The sequence below is a fragment of the Methylobacterium sp. D48H genome, assembly GCF_053345715.1.
In genome coordinates this window covers 38,837-56,066 of the sequence record NZ_JBKFAP010000009.1, presented here as the reverse complement: position 1 = coordinate 56,066, position 17,230 = coordinate 38,837, and the positions used below count along the sequence as shown (strand labels likewise).

The following is a 17,230-nucleotide window of genomic DNA, read 5'->3' as shown; positions in this document are numbered from 1 at the left end:
GGTCAGCGGCGCGAGCCGCGGTGGCGCGACCCGGTGTTGCGGATGCCGGCGGGGCGGCCGGGCGGCGCGGCCTTGAAGGGCCGCCCGCCGGACTTCTTCCCCGGCCCGGCGGACCGGGCGCCGGAGCGGGTCCGGCCCTCGCTGAGCAGCTCGAAGCGCAGCGCCCCGGCCACCGGCGCGGCCTCCACGAGCCGCACCTCGACCCGGTCGCCGAGGCGGAACGTCTCCCCGGTGCGCTCGCCGACCAGGGCGTGGCGGCCCTCCTCGTGGCGGAAATAGTCGGCGCCGAGCTGCGAGACCGGCACGAAGCCGTCCGCGCCGGTCTCGTCGAGCTTGATGAACAGGCCGGCCCGGGTGACGCCGGCGATCTGGCCCGCGAAGGTCGCGCCGACCTGGTCGGCGAGGTGGTGGGCGATGAGCCGGTCGATCGTCTCGCGCTCGGCCGCCATGGCGCGGCGCTCGGCCGCCGAGATCTGCTCGCCGATCTGCGCCAGCTCGCCGAGGGAGATGTCGCTCGCGAGCCCGTCCGAGCCGAGCCGGCAGGCGGTGATCAGCGCGCGGTGCACGATCAGGTCGGCGTAGCGCCGGATCGGCGAGGTGAAATGCGCGTAGCGGCGCAGGTTCAGGCCGAAATGCCCGAGATTCTCGGGCGCGTAGACGGCCTGGGCCTGGCTGCGCAGGATCACCTCGTTGAGGAAGACCCCGTGCTCGGTCTCGGCCGCGGTGGCGAGGATCCGGTTGAACAGGGCGGGCCGCAGCGCCCCTTCCTTGGGCAGCTTGATGCCGACCGAGGCCAGGACCTCGCCGAGCGCCCGCATCTTCTCCAGGGCGGGCTCGTCGTGGACGCGGTAGATCAGCGGCTGGCGCGCCTGCTCCAGGGTCTCGGCGGCGGCGACGTTCGCCTGGATCATGAACTCCTCGATCAGTCGGTGGGCGTCGAGGCGTTCCGGCACGATCACCCGGTCGACCGCGCCCTCGGGGCTCAGGAGGACCTTGCGCTCGGGCAGGTCGAGGGCCAGGGGCCCGCGGCGGTCGCGGGCCGCGCGCAGGGCCGCGTAGGCCGCCCAGAGAGGGCGGAGCGCCGTCTCCAAGAGCGGCCCGGTCGCGTCGTCCGGCCGCCCGTCGATGGCGGCCTGCGCCTGCGCGTAGGCGAGCTTGGCGCGGGAGCGCATCATCACCCTGTGGAAGCCGTGGCGGCGCTTCTCGCCGTCGGCGGCGATGACCATGCGCACCGCCAGCGCCGGCCGGTCCTCCCCCTCGCGGAGCGAGCAGAGGTCGTTCGAGATCCGCTCGGGCAGCATCGGCACGACCCGGTCGGGGAAGTAGACCGAGTTGCCCCGCTCCAGCGCCTCCCGGTCGAGGCTGGAGCCCGGCCGGACATAGGCGGCCACGTCCGCGATGGCGACGGTGAGGATGAAGCCGCCGGGGTTGGCCGGGTCGGGATCGGCCTCGGCCATGACGGCGTCGTCGTGGTCCTTGGCGTCCGGCGGGTCGATGGTCAGGAGGGGCCGGTCGCGCCAGTCCTCGCGGCCCTTCAGGGTGGCGGGCTTGGCGGAATCGGCCTCCGCCAGCGTCGCGTCGGCGAAGACGTGCGGGATGTTGTGGAGGTGCAGCGCGATCAGGCTCACCGCCTTCTCGGAACCGAGCGAGCCGAGCCGCTCCCGCACACGCCCCTTCGGCAGGCCGAACCGCGTCTCGCGCTCCAGCGAGACGCTGACGAGGTCGCCGTCGCGGGCCTGCCCCTCCTCGCCGGGCGGGATCAGGATCTCGCGGCCCTGCGCGCGCTTCTCGACGGGCACGATCCGGCCGCCCTGCGCGCCGGCCCGGTAGACACCGATGATCTCGGCCTTGTTCTTCCCGATGACCTTGACGACCCGGCCGGTGTAGCCGCCCTCCGCGTCGCGCTCGACCCGGATCAGGGCGCGGTCGCCGATGCCCGGGGCCGGGCGGTTGCCCTTCCGGGGGCCGCGGGGCTGCGTCAGCACGATGGCGGGCGGCTTGCCGGCTCCGGTCCAATCCACCGGGATCGCCAGGAAATCGCCGTGGCGGTCGCGGGAGCGGATGTCGGCCAGCACGACCGGCGGCAGATGGCCCGCCGGGGCGAGGCCGCCGCGGCCGCGGTCCAGGGCGCCGTCCTCCTCGATCTCCTTGAGGACGCGCTTCAGGTCGATCTTGGCGGCCCCCTTGATGCCGAAGGCCTTGGCGATCTCCCGCTTGCCGACGCGCTCCTTCGACTCGGCCACGAAGGCGAGGATCTGCTCACGGGTGGGGAAGGGCTGCGGAGCGGCGGGCTCGGCCGCCGGGGCGGTGGTGCGTCGTGCCAAAAGGGGGGTGCCGGAGAGTTCTGCGATAGACGGTACCCGCGTGCGGGCGCGGGACCGAGGCGTCGGTCCTGTGAGGCTAACATGGGTGTCCGGCCCGCGCGCGGCAACGCCGTGCCGGCACTCCTCAACAGGCGCGATCAGCCGGTCGAGGCGCCCTTGCGGATGCGCGCCACGGCCTGATCCACGTCGAGGTCGGGTGCGAGGAGCTCGTCCAGGGTGAAGGGGCAGGCGCGCGGCAGGGTCAGGTTCACCCGTCCCTCCAGCGGCGCGAGCTCCGGGCTCTCCGCCGCCTGGACGGCGAGCGTCCAGGCGCCGTCCATCCGCAGGCTCTCGGGCTCGGGCGGATCGCTCGCGAGGGCGGCGAGCCTGGCGCGGCCGGCCGCGCGGCAGGCGTCGCTCAGGCCGTCGTCCGAGAGGAGGGCGGCCTTGATCAGCTCGGCCAGGGCATCCCTGACCCGTTCGAGGCTCGCGTTCATGGGCATCCGTTCCGGAGATTGCGGGAGGTCGCAGGAGGTCGCGGGTGCGTGGCAAGCCGGGTGCCAGCGCGCCCCGTCCCGTCGCCGATGGTCTCCCGCGATCCGCCGGGTGTAGAAGGCGCGGATGATCCCGGTCCTGACCCGCCACACAGAGGCCGTGCCGCTCTACGCCGCGGCCTGCGCCGAGCTGCGCCTGCGCGGCTTCGAGGGCGACCTGACGCTCTCGGACGCCGACCGCACGGTCTTCTCCACCGACAATTCGATCTACCAGGTGGCGCCGGGGGCCGTGGCCTTTCCGCGCACCCGCGACGACCTCGTGCGCGTCGCCAAGCTCCTCGCGGATCCGCGCTTCGCCGAGATCGTGATCCGGCCCCGGGGCGGGGCGACCGGAACCAACGGCCAGTCGCTGGGCCACGGCCTCGTGGTCGACACCTCCCGGCACATGAACCGCGTCCTGGAGATCGACGTCGCGAACCGCGTCGTCCGAGTCGAGCCGGGGGTGGTGAAGGACCAGCTCAACCGGGAGCTCGCCAAGCACGGCCTGTTCTTCGCGCCGGAGCTCTCCACCTCGAACCGCGCCACGATCGGCGGGATGATCTCGACCGATGCCTGCGGGCAGGGCTCGTGCCTCTACGGCAAGACCCGGGACCACGTCCTCGCGCTGACCTGCGTGCTCACCGACGGCACGGTCTGGACCGCCGAGCCCTTGGACCCGGCCGGGCTCGACGCCGCCAAGGGCCGCGACGACCGCGTCGGCGCCATCCACCGCGCCGTCGACGCCGTCGTCACCGAGAACGCCGCGCTCATCGCCGAGCGCTTCCCCAAGCTCAACCGCTGCCTCACCGGCTACGACCTCGCGCATCTGCGCGACGCGGGCGGCCGGTTCGACCTCAAGAGCGTGATCTGCGGCTCCGAAGGGACGCTGGCGCTGATCGCCGAGGCGCGGCTGAACGTGCTGCCGATCCCCAAGGCCGCCGTGCTGGTCGCGCTCTCGTACATCGACTTCGACGCGGCGCTGCGCGACGCGCAGGCGCTGCTGCCGTTCGGCGCCGCCTCCGTTGAGACGATCGACTCCACGGTCCTGGCGCTGGCCCGCAAGGACCCGATCTGGGCCGAGGTGCGGGCCTTCTTCCCCGACGATCCGGCCGGGCGGCCGGTGGACGGCATCAACCTTGTGGAGTTCGTCGGCGACGACGCCGCGACCGTGGAGGCGGCCCTCGCGCGGCTCACCGGGACGCTGGAGGCCGAGCGCGGCACCGACACGAGGCGCCTCGGCTTCACCATCGCCCGGGGCGACGCGATCGAGCGGCTCTGGACCATGCGCAAGAAGGCGGTGGGCCTGCTCGGCGCCGCCAAGGGCGACGCGCGCCCGATCCCGTTCGTGGAGGACACGGCGGTCCCGCCGGAGCGGCTCGCCGACTTCATCGCGGAATTCCGCGCGCTCCTCGACGGCAAGGGGCTGCGCTACGGCATGTTCGGCCACGTCGATGCCGGCGTGCTGCACGTGCGGCCGGCCATCGACCTCAAGGACCCGGCGCAGAACGGTCTGATCCGCGAGGTCACGGAGGGGGTGGTCGCGCTCACCGCCAAGTACGGCGGCCTGCTCTGGGGCGAGCACGGCAAGGGCTTCCGCTCGGAATTCGTGCCGGCGACGTTCGGGCCGCTGATGCCGGCGCTGGAGGCGGTCAAGCGCGCCTTCGACCCGGACGACCGGATGAACCCGGGCAAGATCGCCTCGGCCAGGGGCGCGGGCCTGACCCGGATCGACGGCGTGCCGCGCCGGGGCGAGCGGGACCGCACCATCCCGGCGCCGGTCCGGGAGGATTTCGACGAAGCGCTCCACTGCAACGGCAACGGCGCCTGCTTCAGCTTCGACGCGGACGAGGCCATGTGCCCGTCCTGGAAGGCGACGCGGGAGCGGCGCCACTCGCCCAAGGGTCGCGCCTCGCTGATGCGCGAGTGGCTGCGCCGCGCCGCGGAGGCCGGGGTCGACCCGGCCGCCGAGCTGGCGCGGCAGCCCGCCGGGTGGCTCTCCGACGTGGCGGCGACCCTGCGGAGCCGCCTCCGCGGCCGGTCCGAGGCCGACGACTTCTCCCACGCCGTCAAGGAGGCGATGGACGGCTGCCTCGCCTGCAAGTCCTGCACGGGGTCCTGCCCGATCAAGGTCGACGTGCCGACCTTCCGGGCGAAGTTCCTGGCGCTCTACCACACGCGCTACGCGCGGCCGCTGAAGGACCATCTCGTGGCGGCGCTGGAGCCGCTGCTGCCCCTGGCGGCGCGGGCGCCGCGCCTCTTCAATGCGGTCCTGGCCAACCCGCTGGCCCGGCTGATCCTGGCCCGGGCCGGGCTGGTGGCGATCCCGGCCCTGTCGCCCGTCGCGCTCGCGGCGCAACTGGCGGAACGCGGCGTCGCCGTCGCGACCCCGGACGCCCTGGCCCGGCTGGACCCGCGGGAGCGCGCGCGGTCCGTGCTGGTGGTGCAGGACGCCTTCACCAGCCACTTCGACGCGGAAGTCGTGGCCGACAGCTGCGACCTCCTCGCCGCCCTCGGCTTCCGGCCCTGGCTGGTGCCCTACCGGCCGAACGGCAAGCCGCTGCACGTACACGGCTTCCTGGCGCGGTTCGCCGCCGTCGCCCGCTCGAACGCCGCGATGCTGCGCGACCTCGCCGGGCACGGCGTGCCCCTGGTCGGGATCGACCCGTCGATGACGCTGACCTACCGGTCCGAGTACGCGCAGGCGCTGGGCGGCGATCTCCCGAAGGTCCACCTCCTGCAGGAATGGCTCGCCGCCCGGCTCGACCGGATCGCGCCGGGGCAGGGCGGGCGCACGATGCGGCTGCTGCCCCACTGCACCGAGCGCACCAACGCGCCGGGCGCGGTGCGGGACTGGCAGGCCGTGTTCGCCCATCTCGGCCTGCGGCTCGAGGTGCCGGCCGCCGGCTGCTGCGGCATGGCGGGGACCTACGGCCACGAGGCGCGCCACCGCGCCACCTCCGAGGCGATCTACGGCCTGAGCTGGGCCCGCCACGTCGCCGAGGCGCCCGGCTGCACCCTGCTGGCGGACGGCTATTCCTGCCGCTCCCAGGCCAAGCTGGTCGACGGCGTGCGGCTGCGGCACCCGGCCCAGGCGCTGCTGGAGCATGTCCGCGCGTCTGAGGCGGGCGCGGCGCCCTTCCATCCCGAGCGCGCCGCCGCGGTGGCGCCGTGAGCCCCGCCGTGAGCCCCGCCACGACCGTCGCCGTCGTGGGGGCCGGTGCGGTCGGCTGCTACTACGGGTTCCTCCTGGCGCGGGCCGGCCACGCGGTGACGCTGATCGGCCGTCCCGCCCTGGTCGAGGCGGTGGAGAAGGACGGTCTCGTGCTGGAGAGCGCGGCCGGGACGGCCTCCGTGCCCGTCCGGGCGACCGAGACGGGGGCGGGCGTGTCGGGCGCCGACCTGGTGCTGGTCTGCGTGAAGTCGGGCGACACCGAGGCGGCGGGCGCGATGATCGCCCCCCACCTCGATCCGGCCGCCACGGTCCTCAGCCTCCAGAACGGCGTCGACAACGCCGAGCGGCTCGCCGCCGTGCTGGGCCGGCCGGTGGTGCCGGTGGCGGTCTACGTCGCCACCGCGATGGCCGGCCCCGGCCACGTCCGGCACAACGGGCGCGGCGACCTGATCCTCGGCGCGTCCGAGACGAGCGGGCGCGTCGCCGCCGCGTTCGCGGCGGCCGGCATCCCGACCACCGTCTCGGAGACGGCCGTCGACGCGCTCTGGGCGAAGCTGATCATCAACTGCGCCTACAACGCCCTGTCGGCCCTGACGCAGCTGCCCTACGGCTGCCTAGTGGAGGGCGAGGGCGTGGCCGCGGTCATCGCGGACGTCGTCCAGGAATGCGCGCGCGTCGCGGAGGCCGAGGGCGTGTCCGTGTCGCCCGGCATCCTCGACGACGTGATGGCGCTCAGCACCGCCATGGCCGGACAGCGCTCGTCCACCGCCCAGGACCTGGCCCGCGGCCGGCCGAGCGAGATCGACCACCTCAACGGCACCATCGTGCGCCGGGGCGCGGCGCACGGGATCCCGACGCCAGCGAACCGGCTGCTGCACGCGCTGGTCAAGCTCGCCGAGCGGCGGGACTGAGATCGACCCCGCACCGGCACGGAGGCCGGAGGCCCGGCTCGCGACGGGCGGTCAGGCCCGAGCGGCGGCGTTGGCCTTGCGGGTCGCGGCGGCCTTCCTGGCGGAGGCGGAGCGCTCGGCGGCCGTCCGCCCGGCCGAGGCCTTGCCGCCGGACGCGCCGCCCTTGTGGGCGGCCGGGTGGCCGGTGGCCTTGCCGCGGCCTGAGCCGCCCGGCTTCTTGCCGCCGCCGTCGTCCTTGTTCACGGTGGCCCAGGCCCGGGCCTCCGCCTCCTTCTCCGGCACGCCGCGGGACTCGTACGAGTCGGCGATGTGCTCGGCCTTGCGCTTCTGCTTGTCGGTGTATTTCGACTTGTCGCCCTGGGACATGGGCCGTCTCCCGAAGCTCAGCCCACCCCGGTCGGACCGTCGAGGATCGCGCGCACGCGGCGGACCAGCTCCGTGCGCCGGTAGGGCTTGTTCAGGAGATCAAACTCCGAGCCGCCGATATCGGTTCGCTCCAGGCTCGCCTCCGCGTAGCCCGTGGCGAGCAGGACCTTGAGCTTGGGCTGGCGGCGCCGGGCCTCGCGGGCCAGGAGCACCCCGTTCATGCCTCCCGGCATGATCAGGTCGGTGAAGAGCAGATCGACCTTCCCGCTCGAATCCAGGATCTCCAGCGCCTCGCGGGCATTGCTCGCCACCAGCGTCGTGTAGCCGAAGTCGCGCAGGATCGTGCGGGCGAGCTCGGCCACGTCCTCGCGGTCGTCGACGATCAGGATCGTCTCGGTGCCCTGGCGGTCCACGGCCCGCAGCGAGACCTTCGCGGGGGCGTTGACGTCGCCGTCGGTCGCGGGGAACGACAGGCGCACCGTCGTGCCGGACCCCACCGCCGACTCGATCTGCGCGGCGCCGCCCGACTGCTTGGCGAAGCCGTAGACCATCGACAGGCCGAGACCCGTCCCCTTGCCCTCCTCCTTGGTGGTGAAGAACGGGTCCATCACCCGGGCGAGCACGGCGGGCGGGATGCCGGTGCCGCTGTCCCTGATGGCGATGCTGACGTAGCGGCCGTCGCGCAGCGGCCCGATCTCCCGGCCGCGCGCGGCGATCTCGCTGTTCTCGGTGGAGATCCGGACGGTGCCGCCCTCCGGCATCGCGTCGCGGGCGTTGATCAGCACGTTCAGGATCGCGACCTCGGCCTGGGTCGGGTCGACGCGGCAGTTCCAGAGATCGGGCGCGAGGTCGAGTTCGACCTTCACGGCCTCGCCCACCGAGCGGGCGACCATCTCGCCCATCCCCTCGATCAGGGTGTTGAGATTGACCGCGCGGCCGTCCAGCCGCTGCTTGCGGGCGAAGGCCAGCAATTGCTGCGTCAGCGTCGTGGCGCGCTCGGCCGCCTGCCGGATGTTCTCGGTGGCGCGGCCGAGCCGCGCGCGGTCGGCGTCGGGCTTCTCCAGGCCGGCCGCCAGGATGTCGACGTAGCCGACGATCACCTGCAGCAGGTTGTTGAAATCGTGCGCGATGCCGCCGGTGAGCTGGCCGAGCGCCTCCATCTTCTGGGCCTGGCCCAGCGCCTCCTCGGCATCGCGGCGGCGCGAGACGTCGAGCTGCGAGCCGAAGTAGTACACGAGCTCGCCGTCGGCATTGTAGACCGGCGAGACGAACAGGGCGTTCCAGAAGGTCGAGCCGTTCTTGCGGTAGTTCAGGATCTCGGTGGCGAACTCGCGCTTCTCGGCGATCGCCGCGCGGACCTGCGCGACGCTCTCGCGGTCGGTGTCGGGACCCTGGAGGAAGCGGCAGTTGCGCCCGATCAGCTCTTCCGGCGTGTAGCCGGTCATCGCCAGGAACGCCCGGTTGGCGAAGATGATCGGGTTGTCGGGCTGGCGCGGATCGGTGACGATCATCGGCATCCGCGTCGTCTCGACGGCCGCGAAGAAGATGTCGCTCTTGCGATCGGTGATGTCGCTCGGGGCGCCGTCCCGGATCGGGGGACTCGGCCCGGAGGGCGGTGTTTCTGGCGTCTCAGACATGCGAGGCGGTCGTCACCTTCCTGGCCGGGAAAGACCTCTGCGCCCGGTCGATCACGCGAGGCGTGCGCGAGACTAGCGGTCGGACGGCCGAAGTCGACCTTGTATCCCCAGCGGCGGTGTCGCGCGAAGGGCTCATGCCGCGGCCGGCCGCGCGGCCTCGGAGGGCGCGCCCACGGGGGCCGGGACGAGCCGGGGCGGCGCGGCCTCACGGCAGGCGCCCAGCACCGCCGACAGCGCCTCGTTCAGCGACGTCACCAGGAAGTCCGCCGAGGTCGCCCGGCGCAGCCGCTCCAGGGTCGCCGGATCGCGCTCGCGCCAGAAGCCGACCAGGATGCGGACACCCGGCACCGCGGCCCGGGCCTGCCGGACGGTGAACCGGATCTGCGACAGGCTCACCGGCTCCAGGTAGGAGAAGCAGATCAGCGCGAGGCCGTCCGGGTTCTCCGGCCGCTCGCCGGCGCGGATCGCCGCCATGGACAGGATCTGCGAGGCCAGCCCGTGGCGCGCGAGGATCTGGCTCAGCATCAGCGTCGCCGCCTCGTCGAACGGGCCGCGGCTCGACACGCACAGGACCGGCGTCTCGCCGCGCCAGTTGGGCGCGAGATCCTCGCGCTCGAGGACGATGCCGGCCACCTGCCGGTCGGGCCCGACGGCGGCGAGCGCCGCCGCGGTCTCGGTGTCGGGGCCGCGGCCGGATCCCCGCCGGGCGCGGCGCCCGACCGGCGCTGTGCCGAGGCGGTCCACCACCGTCCCGATCGCGGCACCGACCTCCGCCTGTCGTTCCCGATCCAGTGTGCCGCGGGACAGATCCTCCTGCGCCAGCAGGAGGCCCGCGAGCGCGACCTCGTCGTAGTAGGTGACGAGGGCGCGCTCCTTCAGGAACTGCCAGCCCTGATCGATCGCCTCGACCGGGTCGCCGGCCAGCATGCGCTGGTAGAAGATCTCGGGCGGCGACAGGGCGGGCTGATCGCCGAGCAGCACGTCGAGGTACCAGAGCCGCTCCACGTGCCGGCCGAGCACCACGAGGCAGACGGTGAGGGGCGTGGCCAGCACGAGGCCGATCGGGCCCCACAGGAACGTCCAGATCGTCGCGGCCAGGATGACGGCGACCGGCGAGAGGCCGGTGGAGTGCCCGTAGAGCAGCGGCTCGATGACGTGGCCGCAGATCGGCTCGACCACGAGGAACAGGGCCGCGGTGGCGATCACCATGCTCCAGCCGGGATCGACGGCGGCCGCGAGGATCAGCGGCAGCAGGGCGCTGATAGCCGCGCCGATATAGGGCACGAACCGCAGGATCGCGGCGAGCACGCCGAACAGGGTCGGGCTCGGCACGCCGATCAGCCAGAGGCCGATGCCGATCACCAGCCCGAAGGCGATGTTGAGGGCGAGCTGGGCCAGGAAGAACCGGCTCAGCCGGCTCGTGGCGTCGTCGATCGCCGCCGTCGTGCGCCGCAGGTCGCCCGAGCCGCCGGCGAGCCGGATCGCCCGGTTCCGCAGGTCCTCGCGCTGGAGCAGGATGAAGATCGTGAAGATCAGGATCAGGCCGGTCGTCGCCAGCGGGTGCAGGATCGGGCCCGCGAAGGTCTGAAGCGTGTCGACGACGCTGGCGCGGGCGGGGGTGAGCTCGACCGTGAGCGGGTGCGTGCGCGATCCCGGCTCGCCGCGGACCTCCGCGGCCGGCGGCGGCTGCAGGGTGGCGCTGAGATCCTGCACCATGTCGACGATCCGCGAGAGCGTGCCGGTCCCGGCCGTCGCCCCGCGCAGATCCTTGATCTTCGTGCGCATCACCTGGGTGTAGCGCGGCAGGTCGGAGGCGAGCTGGGACGCCTCGCTGGCGATCAGGCTGCCGATGCCGAACAGCGCGCCGAAGACGATCACCACGACGAGCAGGACCGCGGGCGCGCGGGGCACGCGCAACCGCCGCAGCATCCGCACCGCCGGCACGAGGACGAAGCTCAGGAGGATCGCCAGCGTCACCGGCACGAGGATCTCGCGCCCGAGGTAAAGGGCCGCCATCGTGGCGACCACGAGGAGGAGCGACGCCAGCGCCACGAAGATCGGCAGGCCCTGCCGCAGGCGCTGGGCAGTGACGGGATCCTCGCTCACGGACACGCTCCACTCACATCAGGTCTCGGGGCCGCAGATCTCGGGGCCGCAGGTCGCGCGTCCGCTACCGGGTCAACTCGCCTGCGCGGTCTCGCCCAGGGCGGCGCTGATCTGGCTGAGCAGCTTCGAGAAATCGACGGGCTTCGGGTGATAGTCGTCGCAGCCGGCCTGGATGGCCTTGTCGCGGTCGCCCGACATGGCGTGGGCCGTGAGCGCGATGATCGGGATCGCCCGGGTGTCGGTGCCGGATTTCAGCGTCCGGGCGACCGACCAGCCGTCGAGGACCGGCAGGTTCATGTCGAGGAGGATCACGTCGGGCTGGCCCGAGCGCGCCTGCCGGACGCCGGCCTCGCCGTCATGCGCGAGCATCACCTCGTAGCCGCGCCGCTTGAGGCGGCGCGAGAGGAAATCCCAGATCTCTTCGTGGTCCTCGACCAGCAGTATCTTCGCCATCAGAACTCGTAACCCCCGGCTCGCGTCGTGCCGGTCGGAAGCCCAACGCGCGGCAACGCACAATCGCCCAACGTTCCTGCCGCGATTCCGGTCCCTGAGGAAGTGGCGCTCCGGTCCGCGGTTGACCCGTTGGTCAGCGGGTAAGAGCGTGGACGCCAACGAATCGACAATCCTCGGACGGGGCGGAACAACCACTATGCCTGACATCGAGCTCTATCATTCGCCCAACACCCGCTCGTCGGGCGTGCGCGTGCTGCTCGAGGAACTCGGGGTCCCGTACCGGCTGCACGCGCTCAACATGCGCGCCGGCGAGCACCTCCAGGACGCCTATCGCGCCGTGAACCCGATGGCGAAGGTGCCGGCGATCCGCCACGGCGACGCCCTGGTGACCGAGCAGGCGGCCGTCTACCTCTACCTGGCCGACCTGTTCCCCGAGGCGGGGCTCGCCCCGGCACCGACCGAGCCCGACCGGGCCACCTACCTGCGCTGGATGGTGTTCTACGGCTCCTGCTTCGAGCCCGCGGTGATCGACCGGTACCTGAAGCGGGAGCCGGGCCCGCGCGCCATGTCGGCCTACGCCGATTACGACAGCGTCATCGCCCGGGTGAAGGAGGCCCTGACGCCCGGCCCGTACCTCCTCGGCGCGCGCTTCAGCGCCGCCGACGTGCTGTGGGGCGGCGCCCTCGGCTGGACGACGGGCTTCGGCCTCGTCGCGCCCGACCCGGTGCTGGCGGCCTACGTGGAGCGCATCCGGTCCCGCCCGGCCTCGCGGAAGGTCGCGGCCGCGGACGCGCAGCTCGCCGAGGCGCACCAGGCGGCGTCGACCTGACCGCGGCCGGACTCTTGCTGGGGCTCGCGCCGGGGGCCGGCCCCGGCGCGCGGTCCGGTCTCCCGCCGCCGGTTCACCCCGCGGGCGGCCCCTCGCGCGACCGGAACCCGTCGGCCCATGCGTCTGCTCGCTCCCCTCATCGCCGCGCTCCTCCTCGGCGCCCCCGCCGGGGCCGCGCGGGCCGCCGATCTCACCGGCACGCTCAGGAAGATCCACGACAGCAACAGGCTGGTCCTCGGCGTGCGCGATACCGCGACCCCGTTCAGCTACCTGGACCAGAACCAGAAGGTCGTCGGCTTCGCGGTCGACATCTGCCTGAGGATCGCCGACGCGGTGAAGCGCGAACTGAAGATGCCGGGCCTCGAGGTCGGGATGGAGTTCGTCAACTCCTCGTCCCGCATCCCGCTGATGACCAACGGCACGATCGATCTGGAGTGCGGGACGACCACCAACAACGCCGAGCGCAAGAAGCAGGTGGACTTCACCAACACGCACTTCCTCACGGCGACCCGCTTCGTCTCCCGGAAGGACCAGCACATCGCCGGCCTGGACGACCTGCGCGGCAAGACGGTCTCGTCGGTCGCCGGCTCGACCAACATCCTGATGCTGATCAAGGCCAACAACGAGCGCAAGCTCGGGATCACGGTGATCGCCGCCAAGGACGTCCCGGAGGGGTTCCTCATGGTCGAGACCGGCCGGGCGGCGGCCTTCGTCATGGACGACGTCCAGCTCAGCGTGGTCGCGGCCCAGTCCAAGGAGCCCGCCGCCTACGTGGTCAGCGAGGAGACCCTGTCCAATCCGGAGCCCTACGGGATCATGCTGCGCAAGGACGACCCGGCCTTCAAGGCGGTGGTCGACCGGGCGACGGCCGATCTCTACCGGAGCCCCGAGATCACGGTGCTCTACGACCGCTGGTTCCTGAAGCCCGTGCCGCCGCGCGGCCTGACCTACAACGTGCCGCTGTCGTCGGCCCTGCGCTGGGCCTTCGCGCACCCGACCGACAATCCGGATCCCGCATTCTACGCGCACTGATCTGTCGCGCGGCGGGGTTCCGCTCCGGCGAGGGAGATGCGATGCCGCGGGTCTGATCCCGCCCGCGTCGCGAAGCGTGCCATGACCGACAGCACAGAGCCGGCTCTCCCGTCCAGCGCGGCCGTCGCCGCGGCGCCGGCCACGTCGATCCCGCGCCTGATCGTCGTGCTGGCCTGCGCGGGGTTCGGCAGCACCTTCGCGCTCCGCTCGGTCGAGCCCCTCGTCGGCGTGCTCGCCCGGGATCTCGCGAGCGACGCCCACACGGTGGCGCTCCTCTCCACCGCCTTCGCGCTGCCCTACGCGTTCATCCAGCCGGTGCTCGGCCCGATCGGCGACGCGCTCGGCAAGGAGCGGGTGATGAGCACCTGCCTCGCGGTGCTCGCCGTCGCGCTGACCCTGTGCAGCGTCGCGCCGGATATCGGCAGCCTGTTCGGCCTCCGCATGCTCGCGGGCGCTGCCGCGGGCGGATGCATCCCGCTCTCGCTCGCGCTCCTGGGCGACCGCGTGCCGATGGAGGGTCGCCAGGTGGCGATCGGGCGCTTCCTCGTGGCGGTGATCCTCGGCCAGCTCTCGGGCTCGACCTTCGCGGGCCTGATCGAGGCGGCGATCGGCTGGCGCGGCGTCTTCGCGGTCACCGCCGCGGTGGCGGCCCTGGCCTGCGCGGCGACCGTCTTCGGCTTCGACCGGGCCGGCCGGGCCCCGGCCCGCCGCCCCGCCTTCGGCGAGGCGGTGACGCGCTACCGCACGATCCTGGGCAATCCCCGGGCGCGGGTGCTGTTCTCGGCGGTGTTCATCGAGGCCATCGCGATCTTCGGCGTGTTCCCGCACCTCGCCCCGCTGATCGAGGCGCGGGGGGAGGGCGGCCCGCGCGAGGCCGGGCTGGTTCTGGCGGGGTTCGCGGTCGGCGGCCTGCTCTACTCGGCCCTGGTCGGGCTGCTCGTCCGGCTGCTCGGCCTTCCGCGGATGCTGATCGGCGGCGGCCTGATCTGCGGCGCGTCGCTCACCGTGGTCGGGCTCGCGGGCTCCTGGCAGGTCGACTGCGCCGCGCTCACCGCCATGGGCCTCGGCTTCTACATGCTGCACAACACCTACCAGACGCAGGTCACCGAGGTCGCGCCCAAGGCCCGCGCCTCCGCGGTGGCGCTGCACGCCTTCTCGTTCTTCTGCGGCCAGGCGCTCGGCGTCGCGGTGATCGGGCAGGCGCTGCTCCGGTTCGGGCAGCTCGGGGCGCTGCTCGGATGCGCCGTCACCATCCTGGCGCTCGGGATCGCCACCGCCATCGCCCTGCGGCAGAAGCCGGGACCAGTCCCGTTCACCGGCTGAGCGCGTCTTTTCCCGGACGCCCGCAACGCAGTGGAAGGCGATCCGGGAACCAGCACACGAAGCGCCGCGAAAGCGGCACCGCATATCGACGCTTCGCGACGTTTCGCGCTGGATCCCGAGTCGCATTCCGCTGGTGCTCCAGGCGCCCGGGAAAGGACATGGTGCTCGGACGATTCAGAGCGGCGTCCAGCGATTCCATGGTTTTCCGAGAGTTAGTCTGAACCGCGCGAGGTCGTCCTTGCGAGCGCAGCGAAGCAATCCAGTGTCGCGCCACGCCTCCCGATGTCGCGCTGCTCTGGGTCGCTTCGCTACGCTCGCGATGACGCGGAGCAGCTCTCAGACCCGCCCCATCGCCAGCGCCTTGAGGTCGAAGCCTAGATCTTCCGCCTGGTCGGGCGTCAGCGGCGTCCCGGCCGCGAGCAGGCGGCGCGCGATCATGTGGTCGCCCGCGCGGTCGACGGATTCCACCGCGCTCAGGCGCCCGTCGCGGAAGCGGAAGACCGAGAACGTGTCGCCGGTCCCGCGGACGACGCCGGCATCGCCGGGTCCCGACAGGCCCGCGATCTGCAGCTTGTGCGGACCCTGGTCGCTCCAGAACCACGGCAGCGCGCCGTAGGCGGCGGGCTTGCCGGTGAGGCGGGCCGCGAGGCAGCGGCCCTGGTCGATGGCGTTCTGCACGGACTCGATCCGCACCGTCCCGTCCGGCGTCACCCCGTGGGCGAAGGGGATGGGGAAGCGGGCGCAGTCGCCGATCGCCGAGATGGTCGGGTCGGGCGTCGCCAGGAACGCGTCGACCCGCACGCCGTCCTCGGCCGGCAGGCCGGCCTCCGCGGCGAGTTCCCGGTTCGGCAGGACGCCGATCCCGACGAGGACCAGGTCGGCCGCGCGTTCGCTGCCGTCCGCCAGGGCGACGCCGGTGGCGCGGCCGTCCCGCCCGACGATCGCCGTCACGCCCGTCCCGAAGGCGAAGCGCACGCCCAGCGCGGCGTGGGCGCGGCGGAAGAATTCGCCCATCTCGGACGAGACCGCCCGGGCCATGGGCCGCTCGGCCGCCTCGATCACCGTCACCGGGAGGCCGCGCGCGGCCGCCACGGCGGCGAATTCGAGACCGATGAAGCCGGCTCCGATGACCACGATCGCCCGGGCCTCGGCGACCGCCGCCTTCAGGGCGTCGGCATCGGCGAGGCCGCGCAGCTGGCGCACGCCCGCGAGTTCGGCGCCCGGGACGGGCAGGGGGCGGTTGCGCGCGCCGGTGGCGAGCACGAGGTGGTCGTAGGGGAGGTCGGTGCCGTCCGAGAGCTGCAGGCGGCGCGCGTCCCGGTCGACCGCGACGGCGCGGAGCCCCGGGCGGTGCGCGATGGCGTGCTCGGCGAAGAAGCCGGGCGGGCGCAGGAACAGGCCCTCCCGGTCGGTCTTGCCGGCGAGGTAGGCCTTCGAGAGGGGCGGCCGCTGGTAGGGCAGGGCGGTCTCGTCGCCCACCAGGGTGATCGGGTCGCGGAACCCGCCCTCCCGCAGGGATGCGGCGAGCTGGAAGCCGGCCTGCCCGGCCCCGGCCACGACGACGCCGGCAGCGGCGCTCATGCCTTGGCTCCGGCCAGCACCAGACCGCTCTGGGCGACGCCCGGCAGGCAGCGCGCGCCCTCCGACATCAGGTAGGACCAGACCGCGGAGGCGGCCGGACCCAGCACCTTGTCGGCGCGCCGGACCGCGTACCAGTCGCGCCGGATCGGCAGGCCCCTGACGTTGAGGAGGACGAGGCGCCCGCTCTCCAGCTCGGCCGCCACGGAATGCACCGAGAGCAGCGCGATCCCGAGCCCGGCCATCACCGCCTGCTTGATGGTCTCGTTCGACCCGGTGTCGATGTCCAGCGGCGCCCGCTTGACCAGGACGCCGCTCATGAACTCCTCGAAGACCATGCGGGTGCCCGAGCCCTCTTCGCGGAGGAAGAACGGCTGGTCCGCGAGGTCCTCGCGGTTCAGGTCGGTCCGGCCCGCCAGGGGGTGGCCGGGCGGCGCGATCAGCACGATCGGGTGCGGCCCGAAGGTGGCGGCCTCGATCGGGAAGTCCCGGGGTGGGCGGCCCATCAGGGCGAAGTCGATCTCGTAGCCGCGCAGCGCCTCCACGGTCTGGCCGCGGTTGCGCACCGACAGGCTGATCTCGACGCCGGGATGCTTCTTGACGAAGCCCGCGATCACCTGCGGGGCGAAGTACTTGGCGGTGGAGACGACGCCGAGCGCCACGCGCCCGCCCTCCGCGCCGCGCAGGGTGCGCAGGCGGTCCGTGCAGGTCTCCAGCACCGTGTTGATGCTGTCGATCGCCCAGAGCATCTCGCGGCCGGCATCCGTCGGCTTGAGGCCCCCCGGCGTCCGGTCGAACAGCAGCAGCCCGGCCTCCTCCTCCAACTGGCGGATGCGCGCGTAGAGGGCGGCCGAGGTGACGTTCAGCTCCTGCGCAGCCCGGGTCATGGTGCCGAGGCGGGCCACGGCAGCGACCGCCTGAAGCTGCTTGAGGGAGAGGTTGCGCATGGCGGACATCTCGTTTTTTTCGTCCTATGGCACAAGATCG

13 protein-coding genes are annotated in these 17,230 nt (G+C 73.0%); 5 read left to right on the top strand and 8 right to left on the bottom strand.

What is annotated here, in order from left to right; genetic code table 11:
• Positions 1 to 2: 2 nt before the first annotated feature.
• Positions 3 to 2,324, bottom strand: coding sequence for a ribonuclease R (rnr, locus tag ACLBX8_RS16670; RefSeq protein ID WP_447715532.1), 2,322 nt, complete (start codon positions 2,322 to 2,324; stop codon positions 3 to 5).
• Positions 2,325 to 2,461: 137 nt separating this feature from the next.
• Positions 2,462 to 2,800: a hypothetical protein gene (locus ACLBX8_RS16665; RefSeq protein WP_447715531.1), complete on the bottom strand. Its 339-nt coding sequence runs from the start codon at positions 2,798 to 2,800 to the stop codon at positions 2,462 to 2,464.
• Positions 2,801 to 2,924: 124 nt separating this feature from the next.
• Between ACLBX8_RS16665 and ydiJ the strand changes: the two genes are divergently transcribed.
• The gene (gene ydiJ / locus ACLBX8_RS16660; protein ID WP_447715530.1) at positions 2,925 to 6,008 is read left to right on the top strand and encodes a D-2-hydroxyglutarate dehydrogenase YdiJ; all 3,084 of its coding nucleotides are present in this window, start codon (positions 2,925 to 2,927) and stop codon (positions 6,006 to 6,008) included.
• A gap of 8 nt (positions 6,009 to 6,016) precedes the next feature.
• On the top strand, positions 6,017 to 6,919 hold the full coding sequence (locus ACLBX8_RS16655) for a ketopantoate reductase family protein (protein WP_447715529.1): 903 nt from the start codon (positions 6,017 to 6,019) through the stop codon (positions 6,917 to 6,919).
• A 51-nt stretch (positions 6,920 to 6,970) separates the two neighbouring features.
• Here the strand turns inward: ACLBX8_RS16655 and ACLBX8_RS16650 are convergent, their stop codons facing one another.
• The 4 genes from ACLBX8_RS16650 to ACLBX8_RS16635 all read right to left on the bottom strand — a co-directional run bounded on the left by ACLBX8_RS16650 (position 6,971) and on the right by ACLBX8_RS16635 (position 11,481).
• Positions 6,971 to 7,285, bottom strand: coding sequence for a plasmid stabilization protein (locus tag ACLBX8_RS16650; RefSeq protein WP_331293704.1), 315 nt, complete (start codon positions 7,283 to 7,285; stop codon positions 6,971 to 6,973).
• Positions 7,286 to 7,302: 17 nt separating this feature from the next.
• Positions 7,303 to 8,922 carry a hybrid sensor histidine kinase/response regulator gene (locus tag ACLBX8_RS16645; RefSeq protein ID WP_020092559.1) on the bottom strand — a complete coding sequence of 540 codons (1,620 nt, stop codon included), beginning with the start codon at positions 8,920 to 8,922 and terminating at the stop codon, positions 7,303 to 7,305.
• A 132-nt stretch (positions 8,923 to 9,054) separates the two neighbouring features.
• The gene (locus ACLBX8_RS16640) at positions 9,055 to 11,028 is read right to left on the bottom strand and encodes an AI-2E family transporter (protein ID WP_447699414.1); all 1,974 of its coding nucleotides are present in this window, start codon (positions 11,026 to 11,028) and stop codon (positions 9,055 to 9,057) included.
• Between the two features lie 72 nt (positions 11,029 to 11,100).
• The gene (locus ACLBX8_RS16635) at positions 11,101 to 11,481 is read right to left on the bottom strand and encodes a response regulator (RefSeq protein WP_020092557.1); all 381 of its coding nucleotides are present in this window, start codon (positions 11,479 to 11,481) and stop codon (positions 11,101 to 11,103) included.
• A 196-nt stretch (positions 11,482 to 11,677) separates the two neighbouring features.
• Here ACLBX8_RS16635 and ACLBX8_RS16630 point away from each other — a divergent pair, with 196 nt between their 5' ends.
• From ACLBX8_RS16630 to ACLBX8_RS16620, 3 genes are all read left to right on the top strand, one after another.
• Positions 11,678 to 12,310, top strand: coding sequence for a glutathione S-transferase family protein (locus tag ACLBX8_RS16630; RefSeq protein ID WP_447715528.1), 633 nt, complete (start codon positions 11,678 to 11,680; stop codon positions 12,308 to 12,310).
• A gap of 117 nt (positions 12,311 to 12,427) precedes the next feature.
• Positions 12,428 to 13,342 carry an amino acid ABC transporter substrate-binding protein gene (locus ACLBX8_RS16625; protein WP_447715527.1) on the top strand — a complete coding sequence of 305 codons (915 nt, stop codon included), beginning with the start codon at positions 12,428 to 12,430 and terminating at the stop codon, positions 13,340 to 13,342.
• A gap of 81 nt (positions 13,343 to 13,423) precedes the next feature.
• Positions 13,424 to 14,665: an MFS transporter gene (locus ACLBX8_RS16620; RefSeq protein ID WP_199866114.1), complete on the top strand. Its 1,242-nt coding sequence runs from the start codon at positions 13,424 to 13,426 to the stop codon at positions 14,663 to 14,665.
• A gap of 336 nt (positions 14,666 to 15,001) precedes the next feature.
• Here ACLBX8_RS16620 and ACLBX8_RS16615 read toward each other — a convergent pair whose 3' ends face one another.
• Both ACLBX8_RS16615 and ACLBX8_RS16610 read right to left on the bottom strand, forming a co-directional pair.
• A complete protein-coding gene (locus tag ACLBX8_RS16615) occupies positions 15,002 to 16,246 on the bottom strand; it encodes an NAD(P)/FAD-dependent oxidoreductase (protein WP_447715526.1) in 1,245 nt (414 codons plus the stop codon).
• Positions 16,243 to 17,190 carry a LysR family transcriptional regulator gene (locus ACLBX8_RS16610; RefSeq protein ID WP_026604832.1) on the bottom strand — a complete coding sequence of 316 codons (948 nt, stop codon included), beginning with the start codon at positions 17,188 to 17,190 and terminating at the stop codon, positions 16,243 to 16,245. Before ACLBX8_RS16610 ends, ACLBX8_RS16615 begins: the two co-directional genes overlap by 4 nt.
• Between the last annotated feature and the right edge of the window lie 40 nt (positions 17,191 to 17,230).